The organism is Maribacter sp. MMG018, from assembly GCF_018100785.1.
Lineage (GTDB): Bacteria > Bacteroidota > Bacteroidia > Flavobacteriales > Flavobacteriaceae > Maribacter.
In genome coordinates this window covers 123,399-141,432 of sequence record NZ_JAGJEC010000002.1, presented here as the reverse complement: position 1 = coordinate 141,432, position 18,034 = coordinate 123,399, and the positions used below count along the sequence as shown (strand labels likewise).

The following is an 18,034-nucleotide window of genomic DNA, read 5'->3' as shown; positions in this document are numbered from 1 at the left end:
GTAAAATATAGCATTCGCCCTTCAACCTTTCCGAATTTTGTTAAATTTGCAAGCATTAAAAAAATAAACCATGGGAAGAGCTTTTGAGTTTAGAAAAGCACGTAAAATGAAAAGATGGGCAGCAATGTCCAAAGCTTTTACACGAATTGGAAAAGATATTGTTATAGCGGTAAAAGAAGGAGGCCCTGATCCTGATTCAAATGCTCGCTTAAGGGCGGTCATCCAGAACGCCAAGGCAGTTAACATGCCAAAAGACAATATCGAAAGAGCCATTAAAAGAGCTAGCGACAAAAGTTTAGGAGATTATAAAGAAGTTCTTTTTGAAGGCTACGCCCCGCACGGAATCGCGGTTTTAATAGAAACAGCCACGGATAACAATACTAGAACCGTTGCCAATATCAGAAGTTACTTTAACAAATGTAATGGAAGTTTAGGCACCTCTGGATCTGTAGAATTTATGTTCGACCATACCTGTAACTTCCGAATTCCGGCAGACGGCGTAGACCCTGAAGAATTAGAGCTTGAAATGATAGATTTTGGTGCGGAAGAGGTTTTTGTGGATGATGACGGTATCCTTATCTATGCACCTTTCGAGAGTTTTGGCGCTATACAGAAAGAATTGGAAAATAGAAATATTGAAATACTATCTTCTGGATTTGAGCGCATTCCACAAGTAACAAAAGCTTTAAGCGAAGAAGAAGCTGCGGATGTTGAAAAGCTATTGGAGAAAATAGAAGAAGACGATGATGTACAGAACGTATATCATACCATGCAAGAATAAAGTTATTATTTCTCGCAGACAAACAAAAAGGAGGCCAATTGGCTTCCTTTTTGTTTGTCCGGTTACTTTCTTATCACCTTGTATTCTGGGATCAGATCGATTAACTGAATTCTGGCACTTTTCCTTTTACTCCTTTAAAAAATGATCTGTATTTTTCAAAATCCATTTCCTTATCATCCGTCGGAGTATATGGTTCAGAAAATTTTATTTCCTTTTTACCGTAATCGAATGCCACCAAAACAATGGGCACATTTGCCTTTTTTGCAATGTAGTAGAAGCCCGTCTTCCATTTTTTTACTTTTTTTCGTGTACCTTCAGGAGAAAGAGCCAACCGAAACTTTTTTCGCTCATCAAATATTTTGGCAGTAGCACTTACGGTATCACTACTTTTAGATCGATCAATTGGTGCTCCGCCCGTCCATCTGAAAAACCAACCTATCGGGGAGTCGAAAAGACTTTTCTTTCCTATATAATTGATTTCTTCATTCAACACCTTTCGTATCAATAATCCCAATAAAAAATCCCACCAACTGGTATGTGGAACTACAATAATAACGAACTTGTCCAAATAAGAAGGAAATTCTCCTTTAACGGACCATCTTAATATCTTAAAATATATAAAACGGGCAAGCTTCTGCATTAATTTTAATTCTCTGTAAGATGTTGCACCCTACTCTTTTAACTATAGAGTTATAATTTATATTTTTTTATAAATCGATTTGATCTTTTCTGGAGTGATGACAGATTTCCAATTTTCACCAAGGGCGTTTTCCCATAAGGGTTCCATTCCCATAGCCACGGAAACCATCACATTCAAATCTTCTTCAGAAAGCTCTTTACATATTCCTTTAGGCAGATTTATTTTGTGTCTCTCTTTCATTTTGTGAAAAAGAGCTACCCCTTCTGGATAAAATTCTTCCAAATGTTGAAAAACCAAACAATTACCTATACCGTGCTTAACTCCCAACCGGTACCCCAATCCGTAACTTAGAGCATGCGCTACCCCTACTTGCGAATAGGCTATACTCATTCCACCATGCCAAGAGGCCATCATCAACTTATCTCTTGAATCGGCATCGGATAGATCGGTTAAAAAAACTTCTTTACAAAGATCCAATGCTTTTTCCCCATAGCTTTGACTAAAGGCATTTAAGTACGTTCCATTTAAGCTCTCTATACAATGAATATAACAATCCATTCCAGTATAAAACCATTGCTCTTTGGCCACACCTTGTGTTAATTCAGGATCTAAGATTACTTGATCGAAAGTGGTATAATCAGAATTAATGCCCAATTTTTTCTCTGGGCCCAATAACACGGTAGTTCTTGAAACTTCAGCTCCAGTACCACTAATAGTAGGAACACCAACATGGTAAACCGCTTTTTTTCGTACCAAATCCCACCCCTGATAATCTTGGGCACTACCATTGTTCGTTAACAAGATGGCGACCGCCTTGGCCAAGTCCAAAAGGGTTCCTCCTCCTATGCCCACAACTCCCGATGGTAATTCTTGGTATTCTTTCTTTATCAAATCTACCAAGGCATCTACCTGTTGTGTTTTAGGTTCTTCCTCTGCCGATACAAAAATGATCTGATCACAGAATATTTGCGGAATACGTGAAACAAGTTCTGTGCCTTCAAAAACATCATCGACCAAAAAAATTACAGGAGCTTCCGAATGTTTTCTTTTTGAAAGAAGTATCTCTCCCAATTGATCAAAACTTCCATTACCAAAAACCACTCTGGGAACCATCGGAAAATTTCTATATTTCTCCGAAGCTCTAGTAGGTATCTTTTTCAATGCTATTTCTTTTTTTATCTCCATTTATAATTTTAAAGGTACTGCAATACATCCGTCAACTTTTGAACGGTTATATAACCAGTCTTTTCTCGAGGCTCCTCTACCTCTTCATGTTGCCAAGTGGTATGAAAAGGAACATGTACCGCTTTTGCACCAATATTGACTATAGGCAATACATCAGATTTCAATGAATTGCCTATCATTAAAAATTCATCTACCCCTATTTCTAAATGATTTAATAGGTCTTGATAATTTTTTTCTTTTTTATCGCTCAATACTTCTACATGGTGAAAATACCGGGATAAGTTAGATCTGGCCAGTTTTCTTTCTTGATCAAGTAAATCACCCTTGGTCAACACTATCAATCTATAATTGCCTTCCAAACTCTCAAGTACTTCCACTACCCCATCCAATATTTCGACGGGACGGGAAATCATCTCTTTTCCAATTTCTAAAATTTCGGAAATCGTTTTCTGGGAAACTTCGCCGTTGGATAACTCTAATGCAGCTTCTATCATTGAGAGCATAAAACCCTTTATACCATATCCATAGAGCTCTAAGTTTTTAATTTCCATTCTAAAGAGCTCTTGATCGATCTTGTTCTTGGTTTCATATTGCTCTAAAAGAGAAGTAAACTGCTCTTCGGCCTCTCTAAAATAGGTCTCGTTCACCCACAATGTATCATCGGCATCAAAACCGATTACCTTTATATTTTCAAAATTTATCTCCATGCAGCTTGCGCTTTCTCTAAATCTTCTGGAGTATCAATTTCAATACCCGTAACGGTCGTTTCTACCATTTTAATTTTTTTACCATATTCCAGATATCGTATGGCCTCTATTTTTTCAGTTGACTCCAATTGTAACATGGGCAAGCGTTGAAAATCCATTAAGGCCTCTTTTCTAAAAGCGTAAATACCTTTGTGCTTATAATAGACGGTTTTTTCATTTTTGGCCCTTGGATAAGGTATTGGCGACCTGGAGAAATATAGTGCAAAGCTTCTATTATCAACAATTACCTTAACCGTGTTCGGATTGTTTATTTCTTCCTCATCAGTGATCCGTACCATTAAAGAGGCCAAATCTATTTCTTTTTCGGTATCACTTTTAAATACCTCTATTACTTGGGCCAGACTCTCACGATCCGTAAAAGGTTCGTCTCCCTGAACATTTACTATTATGTCAACATCCATTTCGGTAACAGCTTCCGCAATGCGGTCACTTCCGCAATCATGTTCTTTTTTGCTCATGATCGCTTCACCACCTTCTGCAGTTATCGTATCGTAAATGGTATTACTATCGGTTACTACGTACACCTTGTCAAAAAGGCCTGTTTTTACCGCAGCTTCATAGGTACGGACAATTACAGGTTTCCCTGATAGGTCTTGCATTAATTTTGCAGGAAATCTTGAAGCCGCGTAACGGGCCGGTATCATTGCAATTATTTTCACTTAATAGTTTTTATGTTTTTGATTTTGGCCTAAGGCTTCTATATATTCTAAAGATGACAATTAAAATAATAATCACCAATACTGCCGCAAGTATGGGAGCGAATATGGAGGCTACTGTTACTACCGTTGCCGTACCCGTTTCCACTGTTGCCAAGACCGGATTGCCCAAACCTCCCGTAGTGGCAGAAGAGGCCAACCTTCCCGTCGCTCCGGCCCCCTTAATAGCAGTGGCGGTACCACCTCCGGCAATTATAGCCAAAGACCATGTTACGACAGGGTCAAGGTCCGCTATGGTCGAAACCATTACGGCCGTACCGGCAATAGCGGCCAATGGTATGGCAAAGCTATCCAATAAATTATCTACCCAAGGAATAAAATAGGCGAAAATTTCAACTAAGGTAGCCACGCCCAATGTTATCAAAGCAGCCAAACTACCTATCCATTTCCAGTCGTCATTTAAGTCCCAAACATTAAAATATGCGGCGAGACTCAATGCAAACAATGGTAAAAACACCCGAAAGCCTACAGAGGCCGCAAGGCCTACACCTAAAAATATACTAATGATGGTTTCCGATGTCATTGAAAATATGTTTACAGTTGATAGCCCGATCAGAGGGTAGGCAAATCTATTCTGGTTCTAGATTTAAAAGAACTAAATTAGTTTTTTCCTATTCAACAAAAAAATCGCTTTTAAAACCAATAAGGTACAATTTTTCCTTAGCCCTGGTAACTGCTGTATAAAGCCAACGAAGATATTCCTTATCTATTCCGTTTGGAAGATATGGTTGCTCCACAAAAACCGTGTTCCATTGTCCACCTTGCGATTTATGGCATGTGATGGCATAAGAAAACTTTACTTGCAGGCCGTTAAAGTATTTGTTGTTCTTTACCCCAAGAAACTTCTTGTATTTCGACTTTTCATGCGCGTAATCTTTCATTACCTCTTGGTACAGACGATTACCGTCCTCATACGAAAGAGAGGGTGATTCCGCTTTTATGGTATCTAACAACAACACCGTTTCAAATGGTTTCATATTCGGGTAATCTACCATTTTCACCTTTACTTCCGCAAATTTAAACCCATAAAGATCTTTGAAGGCATAGATCTCAAGAATCTCGATAATGTCGCCATTGGCAATAAAGCCTGCTTCAGAATTCGGTTTTAACCAGAAATAATTATTCTTTACGACCATCATAAAGTCACCGGGAGCCAAATCGTTTTCTAAAAAAAGAATACGTTCCCTAATATTTAGATTATATAAATTGGCCCTTTTGTTAGACCTTACAATAATGGCCGTTTCCTCTTTGCCGTTTTGCGAGTACGACTCATCGATCGCCTCCTGTATTTCGTGCCCATCGATTAAGCGGACGATGTCGGTAAAACCATTTAGATCAAACTGGAATCTGTCAAAATAGTCTCCTTGTAATTGCTCTCGCAACATAGTGGCATTTACCAAAATACCCGAATCCTCAGCCTGGCGCACAACTTCATCCAACTCTATCCTCTCCACTTCCTTATTATAGTTCAAAGAAAGTTTATCGGCATCTAAAGCAGGACTCAACAACAAATGCACCGGTGGTAACTGTGCCGTATCGCCTATTAACAACAATTTACAGTTATGTCCGGAATATACGAACATCATTAAATCGTCTAATAAAGACCCATTCTCAAAAAGTTTCGAGTCTGCCGGTGTATCGGGTATCATAGACGCCTCATCTATTATGAACAAGGTATCTCTATGTTTATTGGGAGCCAATACGAACTGCACCCCTCCCCCGCTCTGTTTTTTAGGAAAATATATTTTTCTATGAATGGTAAAGGCCTGTGTATTGGAATAATTGGACATTACTTTGGCGGCCCTTCCGGTAGGTGCCATTAAAACCGATTTCATCCGCGTCTTCCACAAACTGTTTACCAAGGTACCTATAAGTGTCGTTTTACCCGTCCCAGCAAAGCCTTTTAAAAGAAAAACCTCGTCCTTATTTTTAGAAAGAATAAACGCCGATAATTTTTCTAAGGCTATTTCTTGTTTAAGCGTTGGTTTATGTGGAAACTTGGTTTCCAACTCTTTATAAAACTCTATAGCTGTTAGTACTTTCATGTAACCCCAAATATAACAGGATTTTTAGGGGAAAAACTTTTGCGATTAAAAAAAAATTGTAGATTTGTGACAACCACTAAATTAAATTAACACTCTACGAAATGAAGACCGTAATACAGATTGTACTTTGGATTGCTTGTATTGGTTTGGGATATTTAATCTATAATTCCGTAACCGGACCTATTAAATTTAACGAAGCCAAACAAGAGCGATTTGCGAAAGTAGTATCCAGATTAAAGGATATCAGAAATTCTCAAGAAGCGTATAAGGCCGTAAACGGAAAATATGCCAATGACTTTCCGAGCTTGATAAAATTTATTGATACCGGAAAATATGTTATTACGCAACAAAGAGATTCTTCTTTCATGGAGTTTGATAAAACATATCAAATCGATTTATTGAAAGAGGTAAAAATCATAGATACGTTAGGTTTCGTTTCGGTACGTGATTCTTTATTTAAAAATGACAACAGGTACAAAGATTTGGCCATTGTGCCGACAGCTCCAAATGGAGAGAAGTTTACCATGAAGGCAGATATTATCGAAAAGAGTGGCTACAAAGCCCCTGTATTCGAAGCTAAAGTTGCTAAAAGTGTCGTGCTTTATGATCAGCCTAAAGATTTATTGGCCCGTGAAAATGTACAGGTCAGTGTAGAAGAAATCAATGGATCGGAAATAAAAGTAGGTTCTTTAACAGAAGTTAGTACCAGTGGTAACTGGCCTCCAATTTATGACAAAAAAAACGACCAATAAAGGTTTAGATATAGCCGATAAAAATTTTAAAAAATTGTCCATTCAAGTTAGCTTGAATGGACTTTCTTTTTGTGTAGCGGATACTGTTTCACACAAAGTAATTAAAGCGGACCGTAAGTTGTTTCATGAAGAACACAACCCAATGACTTTATTAAAAGAATTGGAAAAATTATTTCATGAACATAACTTGGACAAAGGTACTTTTGACGAAGTAGTCGCAATACATAGCAATACCCTTTTCGGACTAGTACCCAAACCGCTGTTCAACAAAGATGAACTCACTAATTACCTTAAGTTTAACACCAAGGTATTGTCATCGGATGTTCTCGCATATGACGAGTTGGAAAATCTGGACATTGTTAATATTTATGTTCCTTACATGAACATCAACAACTATATCTACGACATTTTTGGAGAGTTTACCTATATGCATAACGGCACGGTTCTTATACAATCTTTACTTAACAATTATGGAAACCATAAAGAAGCGGTCTGCTATGTTCATGTTGGTAAAAAACAAATGGATATTACAGTTGTAAAACAAAAAAAACTACTTCTGTACAATAGCTTTTTATACGAAACAAAAGAGGATTTCGCTTATTACCTTTTGTTTGTTTTAGAGCAATTGGAGCTTGATACCGATTCTGTTTCGGTTAAACTTTTCGGCACCGTAGAAGAAGATGATGAAGTTTATCAACTTTGCTATTCTTACATAGAAAACCTATCTATTTTTGCTCCGGCATCACCCCATCATTTAGACCTAGGGGAACCGGAAGTCGAATCCATTGACTTTACCTTAATAAATGCAATTTAATGCGAATTATTTCAGGAAAACATAAGGGTCGAAACCTAATAGCCCCAAAAAAATTACCCGTACGACCTACAAAAGATATGGCGAAAGAAGCTCTGTTCAATATTTTGAACAATTACTACTATTTCCCTGATCTAAAAGTTTTGGACCTCTTTGCCGGTACCGGTAATATCAGCTATGAATTTGCATCAAGAGGTGTTGAAGATATTTTGTCGGTTGATTCTGATATGGGATGCATCACTTACATCAACAAGACCTCCAATGAATTGGAAATGGGCATTAAGACCCTAAAAAGCGAAGTATTTGCTTTTTTGGAACGAAACAAAGAACCTTTCGATATCATATTTGCAGACCCCTTTTATAGTATGGAAATCGAGGATTTTGAAAACATTCCCAAAAAAGTATTTGAAAATAATATGTTATTGGAAAATGGCCTACTTATAATTGAACACTCTAAACAGACCGTTCTAGACCATCTTCCCCATTTTGATAGCTCAAGAAAATACGGAAATAGTGTCTTTAGTTTTTTTAAAAAATAAAAAGCAGGCCATAAGCCGGATTCTGTTCCCGTAAAAACGGGCCCTTATCATTTATCTAGATCTAAGGTTGCCCAAAGATTCCAACCGCCTACCCTTCGGCTCGGGCGTGCAACCCTCAAACACCGATTTACATGACGTTTCACCGTATAGAGTTTACCTGATTTCACTACAGCCGAACTGTACTTGCTTTCTGTTGCACTGGTCCTCGTCTCTCGACGGACGGGCGTTACCCGCTATACTGCACTATGGTGTCCGGACTTTCCTCTGAACACTAAACTTGTTAGCATTAAGCGATAAGGTGGCCTGCTAAGCGCAAATGTACTGCAATTGTTGATAACTAAAGATGATATATGCTTTAAATACCTAGTCAAATTAATGGCTATTTTTATATTTGTATCTGCACAAAAAGCTATTAAGATTTTGGAACCTTTTATTGTTTCGGCCCGTAAGTACAGACCCCAAACGTTTAAAGACGTTGTGGGGCAACAAGCTATTACAAATACCCTCCAAAATGCGATAGACAACAACCATCTCGCCCAGGCCCTTCTATTCTGCGGTCCGAGGGGGGTAGGAAAAACAACTTGTGCCCGTATATTGGCAAAGCAAATCAACTCTGACGGTAGTGAAAGTGAAGATGAAGATTTTGCTTTTAACGTTTTTGAACTAGATGCCGCTTCCAATAACTCGGTGGACGATATAAGAAATCTGATAGACCAGGTTCGTATTCCCCCACAGGTAGGCAAATACAAGGTATACATCATAGATGAGGTTCACATGCTCTCTTCTTCGGCCTTTAACGCTTTTTTAAAGACCCTTGAAGAACCTCCTAAACATGCTATATTTATTTTAGCGACTACCGAAAAACATAAAATTATACCTACCATATTATCTAGATGTCAAATTTTTGACTTTAAGAGGATTACGGTAAAAGATGCTGCCGAATACTTAAAATATATTGCGGAAAGCCAAGGTATAAACGCTGAGGAAGATGCACTACATATAATCGCCCAAAAAGCGGACGGAGCAATGCGCGATGCCTTATCTATTTTTGATAGGGTCGTAAGTTTTTCGGGAAAAGAGCTTACCAGAAAAGCGGTAACCGAAAACCTGAATGTACTAGATTACGATACTTATTTTCAGGCAACAGACCTCATCTTAGAGCATAACATACCGCAATTGTTGGTGTTGTTCAACAAAACATTATCGCTAGGTTTTGACGGCCATCATTTTATAGCGGGCCTTGCTTCTCATTTTAGGGATCTAATGGTATGTCAGCACCAAGACACGATAGCTCTTTTAGAAGTAGGGGAAAGTGCTCAAGAAAAATATAAAGAACAATCACAGAAAACCTCTAGAAATTTTTTGCTGCAAGCACTTAATCTGGCCAATGATTGTGATCTAAAATATAAAACCAGTAAGAACCAGCGACTCTTGGTCGAACTTACCTTAATGAAGCTTGCCTCCATCGATTTTGATGGAGAAAAAAAAAATCCTGAATCCGTAGCTCTTCATAACAGTACTGTTGATTTTATAGCTCCTGCGTCGTTTTATAAAAATTTTCCAAAAAAACCAAAAGAGGCAAACGAACAAAAAGAAACGAACGAACAAGAGGATTCTAATCCCGAAACAATTAAAACCGTTGAAGCGGCTACGGCCAAAGAAATTGTAGCGAATACTACGGAAAAAGAAATTGTTTCTACCCCACCACCATCTCATATAGACAACACCAACGTCGAAACAACTCCCCAGGTAGAAAAAAGTACTGATGAGACCAACACGACAGTTAAAGAGAAAGAGCCTGTTGCCAAGAAGCTGAACATTGCGCCTCCGGCAAAACGTGTTTCGGCATTATCTTTATCCAGTTTAAAAGCGAAAAAAGAACACGAACTCAATAAAATAGAGGTCGTTGTAGACGAAGATGATTTACCCAGAGATCCTTTTACAGAAGAGGACCTTCAACGTCACTGGTCCGATTTTGTTGAACAAATAGATGCGAAGGGCCAAAAGATATTGGCTTCGAACCTAAATACCGATGTTCCGAAACTAAAAGAAAATTTCACCATTAGCATTGAGCTTCCGAATAGCACGATGAAAAAAGAAATAGAAAGGGAAAGTTTTGAACTAATGGGGTATTTAAGAAGTAAATTAAACAACCACTTTATTCAACTTGATATAAAAGTGAACGAATCCAGCGCCAAAAAGTTCGCTTTTACCCCAGAGGAAAAGTACCAAAAATTAAGGGAGAAAAACCCGGCAATAGATTTGTTGCGCCAAGAGTTTGACCTAGACCTTTAGTTTTTTCCCTAGACGAAAACTATAGAAAAACATTACTATCGCAATTATTAAAAGACCAAAAGCTTCACGGCCCAATTCTACTGTCTTTATATCTCCATCATCTAAATCAAAACCTTGAAAATCGGATGGGTACAGGTACACAAATCCAATAAAACAAACTACTCCCAAAATTAATGGAATTATATATTTTACCCTATCAAGTGCAAAGAGTAAAGAAATAATTGCCGCAAAAACATACACCGCGATCCATATAAAAGCATCGGGATCGTTATATTGTACAATTGCCCCCCAAGCAAAAAATAACGTAAACAAGAAGCCAATAATTTTATATAAAAGTCTCATTTGAAATTAATTTAAAACATGATTTTTAATTAAGTCGCAAACTTCAATCCCCTCCATTTTTTCCTTTTGTACCAAATGCCCCATATTACTAATAAAAATGGGGTAATCTTCTGTGTCTTCAGGTATTCTGCCATGGGAACCTTTGATTAAATTGGCGTTCAACGGAATAATGTCCATAACGGTCCTAAATCCAAGTTTTTTCTTTATCAACTTCCCTATAACCTTGGCCGTCACCAATTTATCTTTGGGGTCTGTCATCATTTCAACAGGATCGTAGCCCGGCTTTTTATGAATATCAACCATTCTGGCATAGTCGGGCGCCAAGGCGTCATCTAACCAAAAATAATACGTAAACCACGAATCTTTATCGGCAACCACCACAAGGTCTCCACATCTATCGTGAATTAAATGTTCTTTTTCCAATTCGTCCTTTGACAATACCCGTTCAACTCCGGGTACAACATTTAAAAGAGCCTTAACTTGGTTAATATTCTCTTGCTTTTTAATATAAACATGGGCTATTTGATGATCTGCAACGGCAAAAGCTTCGCTCGCCCCTGCATCCAATAACTCTAACCCTCTTTCTACACGAACATTTATATACCCCTTATTACGCAGAATCCTATTTAAATGAACGGGCCTGTTTACGTCTGTAATACCATATTCGGACAATAGAACAATGTTGGCATTTAGCTCTTGATAATGCGTCACCAACTGCTTAACAACAGCATCTATCTCATTTAAATCTTTAGAAATAATATCAAAATTCAATCCATGACGCTGAAGGTTGTAATCTAAATGGGGAAGGTAGATCAATGTTAACGTCGGATCATGTTTTTCATCCGTTCGAATAGCGGCATCCGCGATCCACTTTGATGAGTTGATGGTGGTTCTTGGCCCCCAAAATTCAAACAAGGGAAACGTTCCTAAACTGGCCTGCATTTCATCTCGTAATTCCGCAGGGTGCGAATATACATCTGGAATTTTTCTGCCATCTGCCAAATAATTAGGCCTGGGTGTTAGACTATAATCAACATTGGAATACATATTATACCACCAAAAATGATTGGCACAAGTAAAATTGGAATCCATGCTTTTTAAGGTATCCCAAATTTTTGGTTGTTGCACCAATTTGTTGGATTGCCTCCAAAACTTAACCTCGCACTCGTCTTTAAAATACCAACCATTACCAACAATACCATGTTCAGAAGGCCATTTACCCGTTAAATAAGTAGATTGTACCGAACATGTTACTGCGGGCAAAACCGGTTTTATATAGGCTGATTTACCTTGCTCTAAAAAAGAGGCTATAAAAGGTGTATGCTTACCTATAAGCCTTTTTGTCAGCCCCACCACATTTATGACAACTGTTTTTTGCATGTTACATACGATCTTTAAGCCATTTTATCTCTCTAATAATAGAGACCGTCAAATCTTCTTTAAGGTCTTTTGGAAGCACATCCCATGTATATGTTTCTATTTCTAAATGTTCTGATATGGGATCGGTCTTAAGATACTGCAAAGTCTTTAGAATATGATCTTGTGTAGAATGCAGTGCCCCAAATTCTTCCAAAAATATGGGAACATGAAAATGGGCCCTCAATTCTTCAAAATCGCCTTTTTGATCCAAAACTACAGGCAAATCATTATAGGTCTTTACCAATGCCCCAACCTTTTCCGTAACCTGATGCAAATACGTAGGTTCGTTAAATTTTTCCAATATGTGCCAAATATCATTACTGTTGGAAGCATTGAACAATATCTTTAATGCGGCACTCACCTGTATCTTTCCAACAACAATATTCGAATTTTTAAACTTGGCAAATGTATCTTCGGGCTCCTCGTACGCCAACGAGAAATGACATATATCGTAACATACGGTGATATATCTCTTTACAAGCTTTTCAATTTCTTTGCTGTTCAGTCCTAATTGATTCTGCAACAACACCTCCCCTGCCGGAACCAGATATTCTTTATAAAAAGACAATACCTCATCACTATTTTCCAACAGACCGTCTGGTTCAGGTTCAATATCCAAATGCAAATAAGTACCGGTAGATTTTTCCAGTTCAAAAAGCTGTTGGGCAACCAGCACCATATGCTCTGCCCCTTTTTTAAAAGCCTTATGCTTGTCTTCGTCCGTTTTATGCCAATATTTGTAACTAACGGGCGAAGTGGATATTCCTCCATTGAGCCCAAAAGGTATCAACGAGGCCAATTGCCTAAAAAGTCTTTTTGTATAAACAAGCCTATCATTGGTAGTCCAATCAGGGCTATGCACATCATCCTTAACACGTTCATCATGAAAATTACCGTACGGAAAACCGTTCATGGTAAAAATATAGATGTCGTTCGCCTTTAACCACTCTTTAAAATCGGTCATCGCCGAACCTTCATCCAATTCTTCACTTGCCTTATTGGACAATCTAAGCCCAAGACCAAAAGAAAGGTCTGGTGACACTTCTTTCTTTATGCTAGGCACATAATCTTTAAGGCTTTGAAAAGTACTGTTCCAATCTTGCCCAGGATGAATGTTGGTACAATAGGAAACGTGAAACTTTTTATCGATCAACATAAACTTACTATTTAAAGGTAAATTGATGATTTAATCGCTCTATTGCCCGCTCCATTATTTTCATATCAATTTCATGCACATCGTGTTTTTTTCCTATTCCGGAAATAAGGGTAATGGTCAACTGTCCCCCAAGATGTTCCCTAAACTCCTCTATACCTTTTAAAAGCTCTTGTACTCTACTTTGCGTTTGCAGCGGAAGGGTCAAATTAAACCCAATAGAAGTCATGGTCTCTAAAATAACACTTAACTCTGCATCTGTAATAAGCCCCATTAACTGGGCATAGGTAACGTCTAATGCAATGCCTTTTGCAACTGCCTCCCCATGTCGCAATTCATAATTGGTCATATACTCCAATTTATGGGCGGCCCAGTGACCGAAATCCAAAGGTCTAGAAGATCCAGATTCAAACGGATCTCCTCCTTGGGAAATATGGTGCATGTGCATTTCCGCACATTTATAGATTACGTATTGCATGGGATCAAGTTCCCTTTTTCTTAAAGCATCGGCATTTTCTGAAATATATTCAAAAAACGACCTATCTTTTATAAGCGCTACTTTTATTGCCTCTGCGATGCCGGAAATCCAATCTCTTTGTTCTAATGTAGCAAGAAAATCACTATCGTTAATAATTGCATACGGTGGGGCAAAGGTGCCCAAGAAGTTCTTTTTATTAAATATGTTTACGCTGTTCTTAACACCAACGGCAGAATCGTTCTGTGACAACACCGTTGTTGGTATACGAATCAATTTTACGCCCCTATGGGCAATAGCCGCTGCATAACCTACCATATCTATTATTGCTCCTCCTCCTAAAGCTACCACGAACGAATGCCTACAAATAGCATTGTTATTAATTGCCTTAAGCACCAAATCTATATATTCAGCCCTATTTTTAGCCTGCTCCCCACCATCGATGACCAAACTCTCGGTATGTTTTATATTCCCAGAATTCGAAGCACAATAATTCGATATTTTTTCAAGCAATTGTGGATGGCTTCCTGCCACCCCTTTATCGACTACAAATAATAGTTTTACAGGTTCGTAATCTTTATAGTTCTTAATGATATCAACAAAAAGGTGATTGTCCAAACCGAACAAATCTCTTGTGAAATGGAGTTGATAATCATACTGAACCGTGAAAGACTGTTTTATAGGTTTTAATATCATATAACTATGTAACGGCAAAAATTCTAGAAAGTATTAAAGATAACGGTAAAAGTAATAAAACGCCCAGTGCTATATACCAGTTGGAGAACCCGGCCGTCCAACATGCATCCATCACCACCAAAGACAAGACACCTGCCATTACCGCTTTTTTAATATTGGCGGGAGAATTGTCTTTATAAGCCCTTAACAAAGGACGAAATACCAAAAATGAAAATAAAATTATAAAAGGCAAGGAGATATATAGATTGTCTGAAAACATAAAAATAGTGCCGGTAATGGAAATGATTACAATACCGTACAATATTCCGGATATAAGAATATGTTTCTTATTGTTCCCATGTACCTCGCCCCTACTGATCAAGGTAATCGCAAAAATATACAACACCGGTACCAAGGCGACCCACCAAGGGTTTATCTGCGATAAAATGGACATACCCAGCAACAAATTTAGTCCACGACATATTCCCATGACCAAGGGCCCGAAAAAGGAATGTTTCTTGGCCACCCCGTCATATACCAGTATTGCAACTACCAAAACAAGGGCCAGATTACCACTCGGCACACTTGTAGCATATGCCAAAAAAAGCCCAACAGCCATTAGCAAAACACCCCACACAATTGCTTGCGGCACGCTTATTAAACCACTAGGAATAGCTCTTTCCGGACGTTCTACCGCATCTAATTCAGCATCGAACACATCGTTAAAGACGACACCCCCGGCGTAAAGAAAAACAGATGAAAACACCAAGAGTAAAACATTCCAACTTCTTTCCATAAAAAAAGCGGATGCTTCTATGTTCAAAAAAAATAATGATATAGTGATACCTGCCAAAATATCGGCAGCCGCCGTTGGCAGGTTCGCAGGTCTTGCCAGTCTAGCAAAACCCATGATTTTTTTCATCATGTTAGGTGATTTGGTCGGAATCAATTCGAGGTGTTTGCCCTCTTAAAACGCTATTATCATTAAATAATTGTGATTGGTCTATGCCACCTGGATTCAACCAATGTTCCTCTTTCATTTTCCCATTTTTACTAAAGGCATCCAATGCATTTTGGTAACATGTTTTTACAACATCTTCTTTCGCAATTCCCCTTTTCAACATTAAAGAGGCTGTTTTTGGTACTGCCAATGGATCACTAACTCCCCAATCTGCCGAACTATCAACGATAATATTGGTGCTACCGAATTTTTTTACCACTTCGACCATACGTTCGTTCCCCATTTTTGTTTTTGGATATATGGTAAACGCCGCAATAAATCCACGGTCCAGAACTTCTTTTACCGTTTCTTCATTGTTATGGTCAATAATTACATTCGAGGGGTCAAGACCATGTTCTAAACAAACCTCCATACTTTTGATGGTTCCCGCTTTTTTATCCCTGTGAGGTGTATGTACCTGTACCGTCATATTCAGCTCTTTGGCCAAATCTAACTGCATTCTAAAATATTTGTCTTCTGCAGGTGTTTGATCATCATAACCGATCTCACCAATGGCCACTACATTTTCTTTATGCAAATACAGGGGCAACAACTCTACCACCTGCTCTGCCAAAGCTTCGTTATTGGCTTCTTTAGAGTTTAAACCAATCGTGCAGTAATGCTTAATACCAAATTGACTGGCCCTAAAAGGCTCCCAACCTACCAAACTACTAAAGTAATCTTGGAAAGACCCTACTTGTGTTCTTGGCTGGCCAAGCCAAAAAGAAGGTTCTATTACAGCTACCACACCAGCTTTTTGCATAGCTTCATAGTCATCGGTCGTTCTTGATGTCATATGAACGTGTGGATCAATTATCATCATCTTATCTTCCATTATTTATTTCTTTAAGGTGTTCCAAGTTAACTTGTTTGTTTCTATTTCTGTCTTTAAATTATTGTAGGGTTCCAATAATTTTAATGCTTCTTTATTCTCTGAATAATAACAGCACAAGACCCCCGCCCTATTCTCATATACATCTTCGCTACCCAATAACCTTTGCATATCCTTTAACAGGGTATCGTTCAAAAATTTAGATACCGGTCTCCAGAACATGGGGTCTATCTTTCTTGAAGCCGCCCACCTTTCATGTGCGTAATCAGAAATAATACGCGCCAGATCGGCATTAGCCCTTTCGTCGACCGATTGGATCTGTGAAAGATCCCTTTCCATGAAGGCCGCCTTTAAATACATTTGGTTCCATTGCTGATCATTAAAATACTTCGCCGGATATGGATTGTTCAAGGTAATGGCATCAAAAATTACAGAAATATTGGTTCTAAGCGCCTCCACCGCCGTAGATTTATACGTTTCGGGTTCTGGTAAAAGCACCAAGAACTTTAAAAATGTTTCTAGTTCTGTAGTATCTGCTACTTGAATAATATTGGCAACCTTAGGGCCATAAAACCCATCATCGATCTCCAATACTTTTGCAAGAAGATAAATTCTGGCAGCCTCCAATAAATTTGCATTATGGGAATCTAAATAGGACAACGCCCCACTTACCTCCCCCTCAAATTTTAATGGTATGTTTTTATCGAATTTAGATGCCAACAAACTGTAAGACATGTAAAGATCCCTTACGTTCTTATCGGTTTCCAATTTAGAAGTTTTCTCATCTAACCATAATATGGCATCCTCATTTGACTGTGACCCTATGGCTTCTTTTATCTGTTCGCTAACCTGCATTAAGTATCTATTATATAATCTCCTTTTCAAAAATAATTATTAAAACCCACAAAGCCTTATTTTTACAACTTTAAACAAGAGTTAAAAAACTAAAGTTGCAATAATGATGTTAGGCCTAAAACTTCCCACGGACCCAAGATGGGTAAATATCGTAGAAAAAAACATTGATGAAATACTTACCGACCATGCCTATTGCGAACAAAAGGCGGCAAGTACCGCTATTTCGTTAATAGTCTCATTTCCTGAATACACAGAACTGGTTGAAGAAATGGTAGCCCTTTCTAGAGAAGAAATGGGGCATTTTAAAATGGTACATGACCTAATTATTGCCCGTGGCAAAAAATTGGGACGTGACCGCAAAGATGAATATGTATTAGAGCTCGTAAAGTTTTTTCCTAAAGGAGGCAGCAGAACAACCCAACTGGTTCATAGACTCTTGTACGCCGCCCTTATAGAAGCTAGAAGTTGTGAACGTTTTAGATTACTCTCAGAAGAATTAACGGACAAAAAATTGGCTGATTTCTACCATAAACTAATGATCAGCGAAGCTGGCCATTATACCATGTTCTTAAAATTTGCCAGACAATACGGTGACCGCGAAGAAGTGGACAAAAAATGGCAAGACCTTCTTACCTATGAGGCAAAAATTATGGAAAACCTTAGCAAATCGGAAAAGGTACACGGTTAATTTTTTAACCGACCAAATACATTTACAAAAGAAAAACCATGGAACCTTGTCTTAAAAAGCTATA

Annotated in this window: 19 protein-coding genes and 1 other RNA gene; 6 read left to right on the top strand and 14 right to left on the bottom strand. The window is 38.2% G+C overall.

The genetic code is table 11. From position 1 onward, the window contains the following. Positions 1-70: 70 nt before the first annotated feature. Entirely contained in the window at positions 71-781 is a 711-nt protein-coding gene (locus tag J8L85_RS08890) for a YebC/PmpR family DNA-binding transcriptional regulator (RefSeq protein ID WP_047244833.1), read from the top strand. Positions 782-881: 100 nt separating this feature from the next. Here the strand turns inward: J8L85_RS08890 and J8L85_RS08885 are convergent, their stop codons facing one another. The 6 genes from J8L85_RS08885 to J8L85_RS08860 form a co-directional block, all read right to left on the bottom strand. Then, positions 882-1,421, bottom strand: coding sequence for a 1-acyl-sn-glycerol-3-phosphate acyltransferase (locus J8L85_RS08885; protein WP_211016569.1), 540 nt, complete (start codon positions 1,419-1,421; stop codon positions 882-884). Positions 1,422-1,478: 57 nt separating this feature from the next. Beyond that, positions 1,479-2,606: an iron-containing alcohol dehydrogenase family protein gene (locus tag J8L85_RS08880; protein ID WP_211016567.1), complete on the bottom strand. Its 1,128-nt coding sequence runs from the start codon at positions 2,604-2,606 to the stop codon at positions 1,479-1,481. 8 nt (positions 2,607-2,614) lie between these two features. Next, positions 2,615-3,313, bottom strand: coding sequence for an HAD family hydrolase (locus tag J8L85_RS08875; protein WP_211016565.1), 699 nt, complete (start codon positions 3,311-3,313; stop codon positions 2,615-2,617). Continuing rightward, positions 3,304-4,017 (bottom strand): 3-deoxy-manno-octulosonate cytidylyltransferase, encoded by a 714-nt coding sequence (gene kdsB / locus J8L85_RS08870; RefSeq protein ID WP_211018221.1) that lies wholly within the window; start codon positions 4,015-4,017, stop codon positions 3,304-3,306. Before kdsB ends, J8L85_RS08875 begins: the two co-directional genes overlap by 10 nt. A gap of 25 nt (positions 4,018-4,042) precedes the next feature. Beyond that, on the bottom strand, positions 4,043-4,612 hold the full coding sequence (locus tag J8L85_RS08865) for a DUF4126 domain-containing protein (protein WP_211016563.1): 570 nt from the start codon (positions 4,610-4,612) through the stop codon (positions 4,043-4,045). A gap of 88 nt (positions 4,613-4,700) precedes the next feature. Next, positions 4,701-6,134 (bottom strand): ATP-binding domain-containing protein, encoded by a 1,434-nt coding sequence (locus J8L85_RS08860; RefSeq protein ID WP_211016561.1) that lies wholly within the window; start codon positions 6,132-6,134, stop codon positions 4,701-4,703. A gap of 101 nt (positions 6,135-6,235) precedes the next feature. On the opposite strand from J8L85_RS08860, the gene J8L85_RS08855 reads away from it, so the two are divergent. Genes J8L85_RS08855 through J8L85_RS08845 form a run of 3 tightly spaced genes read left to right on the top strand, consistent with a single transcriptional unit; the run spans position 6,236 to position 8,236 of the window. Continuing rightward, entirely contained in the window at positions 6,236-6,886 is a 651-nt protein-coding gene (locus J8L85_RS08855) for a hypothetical protein (protein ID WP_211016559.1), read from the top strand. Continuing rightward, positions 6,864-7,700 (top strand): DUF3822 family protein, encoded by an 837-nt coding sequence (locus tag J8L85_RS08850; RefSeq protein WP_211016556.1) that lies wholly within the window; start codon positions 6,864-6,866, stop codon positions 7,698-7,700. The genes J8L85_RS08855 and J8L85_RS08850 overlap by 23 nt, the downstream gene beginning before the upstream one ends. Continuing rightward, positions 7,700-8,236 (top strand): RsmD family RNA methyltransferase, encoded by a 537-nt coding sequence (locus J8L85_RS08845; RefSeq protein ID WP_211016555.1) that lies wholly within the window; start codon positions 7,700-7,702, stop codon positions 8,234-8,236. Before J8L85_RS08850 ends, J8L85_RS08845 begins: the two co-directional genes overlap by 1 nt. On the opposite strand, the gene rnpB is transcribed toward J8L85_RS08845, so the two are convergent. After that, positions 8,233-8,546: RNase P RNA component class A (rnpB, locus tag J8L85_RS08840), an RNA gene on the bottom strand. The genes J8L85_RS08845 and rnpB overlap by 4 nt on opposite strands. Positions 8,547-8,656: 110 nt before the next feature. Here rnpB and J8L85_RS08835 point away from each other — a divergent pair. Continuing rightward, a complete protein-coding gene (locus J8L85_RS08835; protein ID WP_211018219.1) occupies positions 8,657-10,531 on the top strand; it encodes a DNA polymerase III subunit gamma/tau in 1,875 nt (624 codons plus the stop codon). On the opposite strand, the gene J8L85_RS08830 is transcribed toward J8L85_RS08835, so the two are convergent. From J8L85_RS08830 to J8L85_RS08800, 7 genes are read right to left on the bottom strand one after another with little or no spacing between them, the layout of a single operon-like run. Further along, a complete protein-coding gene (locus tag J8L85_RS08830) occupies positions 10,520-10,873 on the bottom strand; it encodes a transmembrane 220 family protein (protein WP_211016554.1) in 354 nt (117 codons plus the stop codon). The two genes, J8L85_RS08835 and J8L85_RS08830, sit on opposite strands and share 12 nt — an antisense overlap. Positions 10,874-10,879: 6 nt before the next feature. Further along, on the bottom strand, positions 10,880-12,253 hold the full coding sequence (locus tag J8L85_RS08825; RefSeq protein ID WP_211016553.1) for a nucleotide pyrophosphatase/phosphodiesterase family protein: 1,374 nt from the start codon (positions 12,251-12,253) through the stop codon (positions 10,880-10,882). Position 12,254: 1 nt separating this feature from the next. After that, positions 12,255-13,448, bottom strand: a complete 1,194-nt coding sequence (gene eboE / locus J8L85_RS08820; protein ID WP_211016552.1) for a metabolite traffic protein EboE — start codon at positions 13,446-13,448, stop codon at positions 12,255-12,257. 7 nt (positions 13,449-13,455) lie between these two features. Further along, the gene (locus J8L85_RS08815) at positions 13,456-14,616 is read right to left on the bottom strand and encodes a 3-dehydroquinate synthase (RefSeq protein WP_211016551.1); all 1,161 of its coding nucleotides are present in this window, start codon (positions 14,614-14,616) and stop codon (positions 13,456-13,458) included. Positions 14,617-14,620: 4 nt separating this feature from the next. After that, complete coding sequence (gene eboC / locus J8L85_RS08810) at positions 14,621-15,520, bottom strand: UbiA-like protein EboC (protein WP_211016550.1); 900 nt, start codon at positions 15,518-15,520, stop codon at positions 14,621-14,623. 1 nt (position 15,521) lies between these two features. After that, positions 15,522-16,430, bottom strand: a complete 909-nt coding sequence (locus J8L85_RS08805) for a TatD family hydrolase (protein WP_211016549.1) — start codon at positions 16,428-16,430, stop codon at positions 15,522-15,524. Positions 16,431-16,433: 3 nt separating this feature from the next. Next, positions 16,434-17,282 carry an EboA domain-containing protein gene (locus J8L85_RS08800; protein WP_211016548.1) on the bottom strand — a complete coding sequence of 283 codons (849 nt, stop codon included), beginning with the start codon at positions 17,280-17,282 and terminating at the stop codon, positions 16,434-16,436. 106 nt (positions 17,283-17,388) lie between these two features. On the opposite strand from J8L85_RS08800, the gene J8L85_RS08795 reads away from it, so the two are divergent. Then, positions 17,389-17,970 (top strand): tRNA-(ms[2]io[6]A)-hydroxylase, encoded by a 582-nt coding sequence (locus J8L85_RS08795; RefSeq protein WP_211018217.1) that lies wholly within the window; start codon positions 17,389-17,391, stop codon positions 17,968-17,970. The last annotated feature ends 64 nt before the right edge of the window (positions 17,971-18,034 follow it).

Excerpts from the sequence above, each read along its gene's own strand:
- J8L85_RS08890 (WP_047244833.1), top strand. The coding sequence starts at position 71 with ATGGGAAGAGCTTTTGAGTTTAGAAAAGCACGTAAAATGAAAAGATGG.
- J8L85_RS08885 (WP_211016569.1), bottom strand. The coding sequence starts at position 1,421 with ATGCAGAAGCTTGCCCGTTTTATATATTTTAAGATATTAAGATGGTCC.
- J8L85_RS08880 (WP_211016567.1), bottom strand. The coding sequence starts at position 2,606 with ATGGAGATAAAAAAAGAAATAGCATTGAAAAAGATACCTACTAGAGCT.
- J8L85_RS08875 (WP_211016565.1), bottom strand. The coding sequence starts at position 3,313 with ATGGAGATAAATTTTGAAAATATAAAGGTAATCGGTTTTGATGCCGAT.
- kdsB (WP_211018221.1), bottom strand. The coding sequence starts at position 4,017 with ATGATACCGGCCCGTTACGCGGCTTCAAGATTTCCTGCAAAATTAATG.
- J8L85_RS08865 (WP_211016563.1), bottom strand. The coding sequence starts at position 4,612 with ATGACATCGGAAACCATCATTAGTATATTTTTAGGTGTAGGCCTTGCG.
- J8L85_RS08860 (WP_211016561.1), bottom strand. The coding sequence starts at position 6,134 with ATGAAAGTACTAACAGCTATAGAGTTTTATAAAGAGTTGGAAACCAAG.
- J8L85_RS08855 (WP_211016559.1), top strand. The coding sequence starts at position 6,236 with ATGAAGACCGTAATACAGATTGTACTTTGGATTGCTTGTATTGGTTTG.
- J8L85_RS08850 (WP_211016556.1), top strand. The coding sequence starts at position 6,864 with ATGACAAAAAAAACGACCAATAAAGGTTTAGATATAGCCGATAAAAAT.
- J8L85_RS08845 (WP_211016555.1), top strand. The coding sequence starts at position 7,700 with ATGCGAATTATTTCAGGAAAACATAAGGGTCGAAACCTAATAGCCCCA.
- J8L85_RS08830 (WP_211016554.1), bottom strand. The coding sequence starts at position 10,873 with ATGAGACTTTTATATAAAATTATTGGCTTCTTGTTTACGTTATTTTTT.
- J8L85_RS08825 (WP_211016553.1), bottom strand. The coding sequence starts at position 12,253 with ATGCAAAAAACAGTTGTCATAAATGTGGTGGGGCTGACAAAAAGGCTT.
- eboE (WP_211016552.1), bottom strand. The coding sequence starts at position 13,448 with ATGTTGATCGATAAAAAGTTTCACGTTTCCTATTGTACCAACATTCAT.
- J8L85_RS08815 (WP_211016551.1), bottom strand. The coding sequence starts at position 14,616 with ATGATATTAAAACCTATAAAACAGTCTTTCACGGTTCAGTATGATTAT.
- eboC (WP_211016550.1), bottom strand. The coding sequence starts at position 15,520 with ATGATGAAAAAAATCATGGGTTTTGCTAGACTGGCAAGACCTGCGAAC.
- J8L85_RS08805 (WP_211016549.1), bottom strand. The coding sequence starts at position 16,430 with ATGGAAGATAAGATGATGATAATTGATCCACACGTTCATATGACATCA.
- J8L85_RS08800 (WP_211016548.1), bottom strand. The coding sequence starts at position 17,282 with ATGCAGGTTAGCGAACAGATAAAAGAAGCCATAGGGTCACAGTCAAAT.
- J8L85_RS08795 (WP_211018217.1), top strand. The coding sequence starts at position 17,389 with ATGTTAGGCCTAAAACTTCCCACGGACCCAAGATGGGTAAATATCGTA.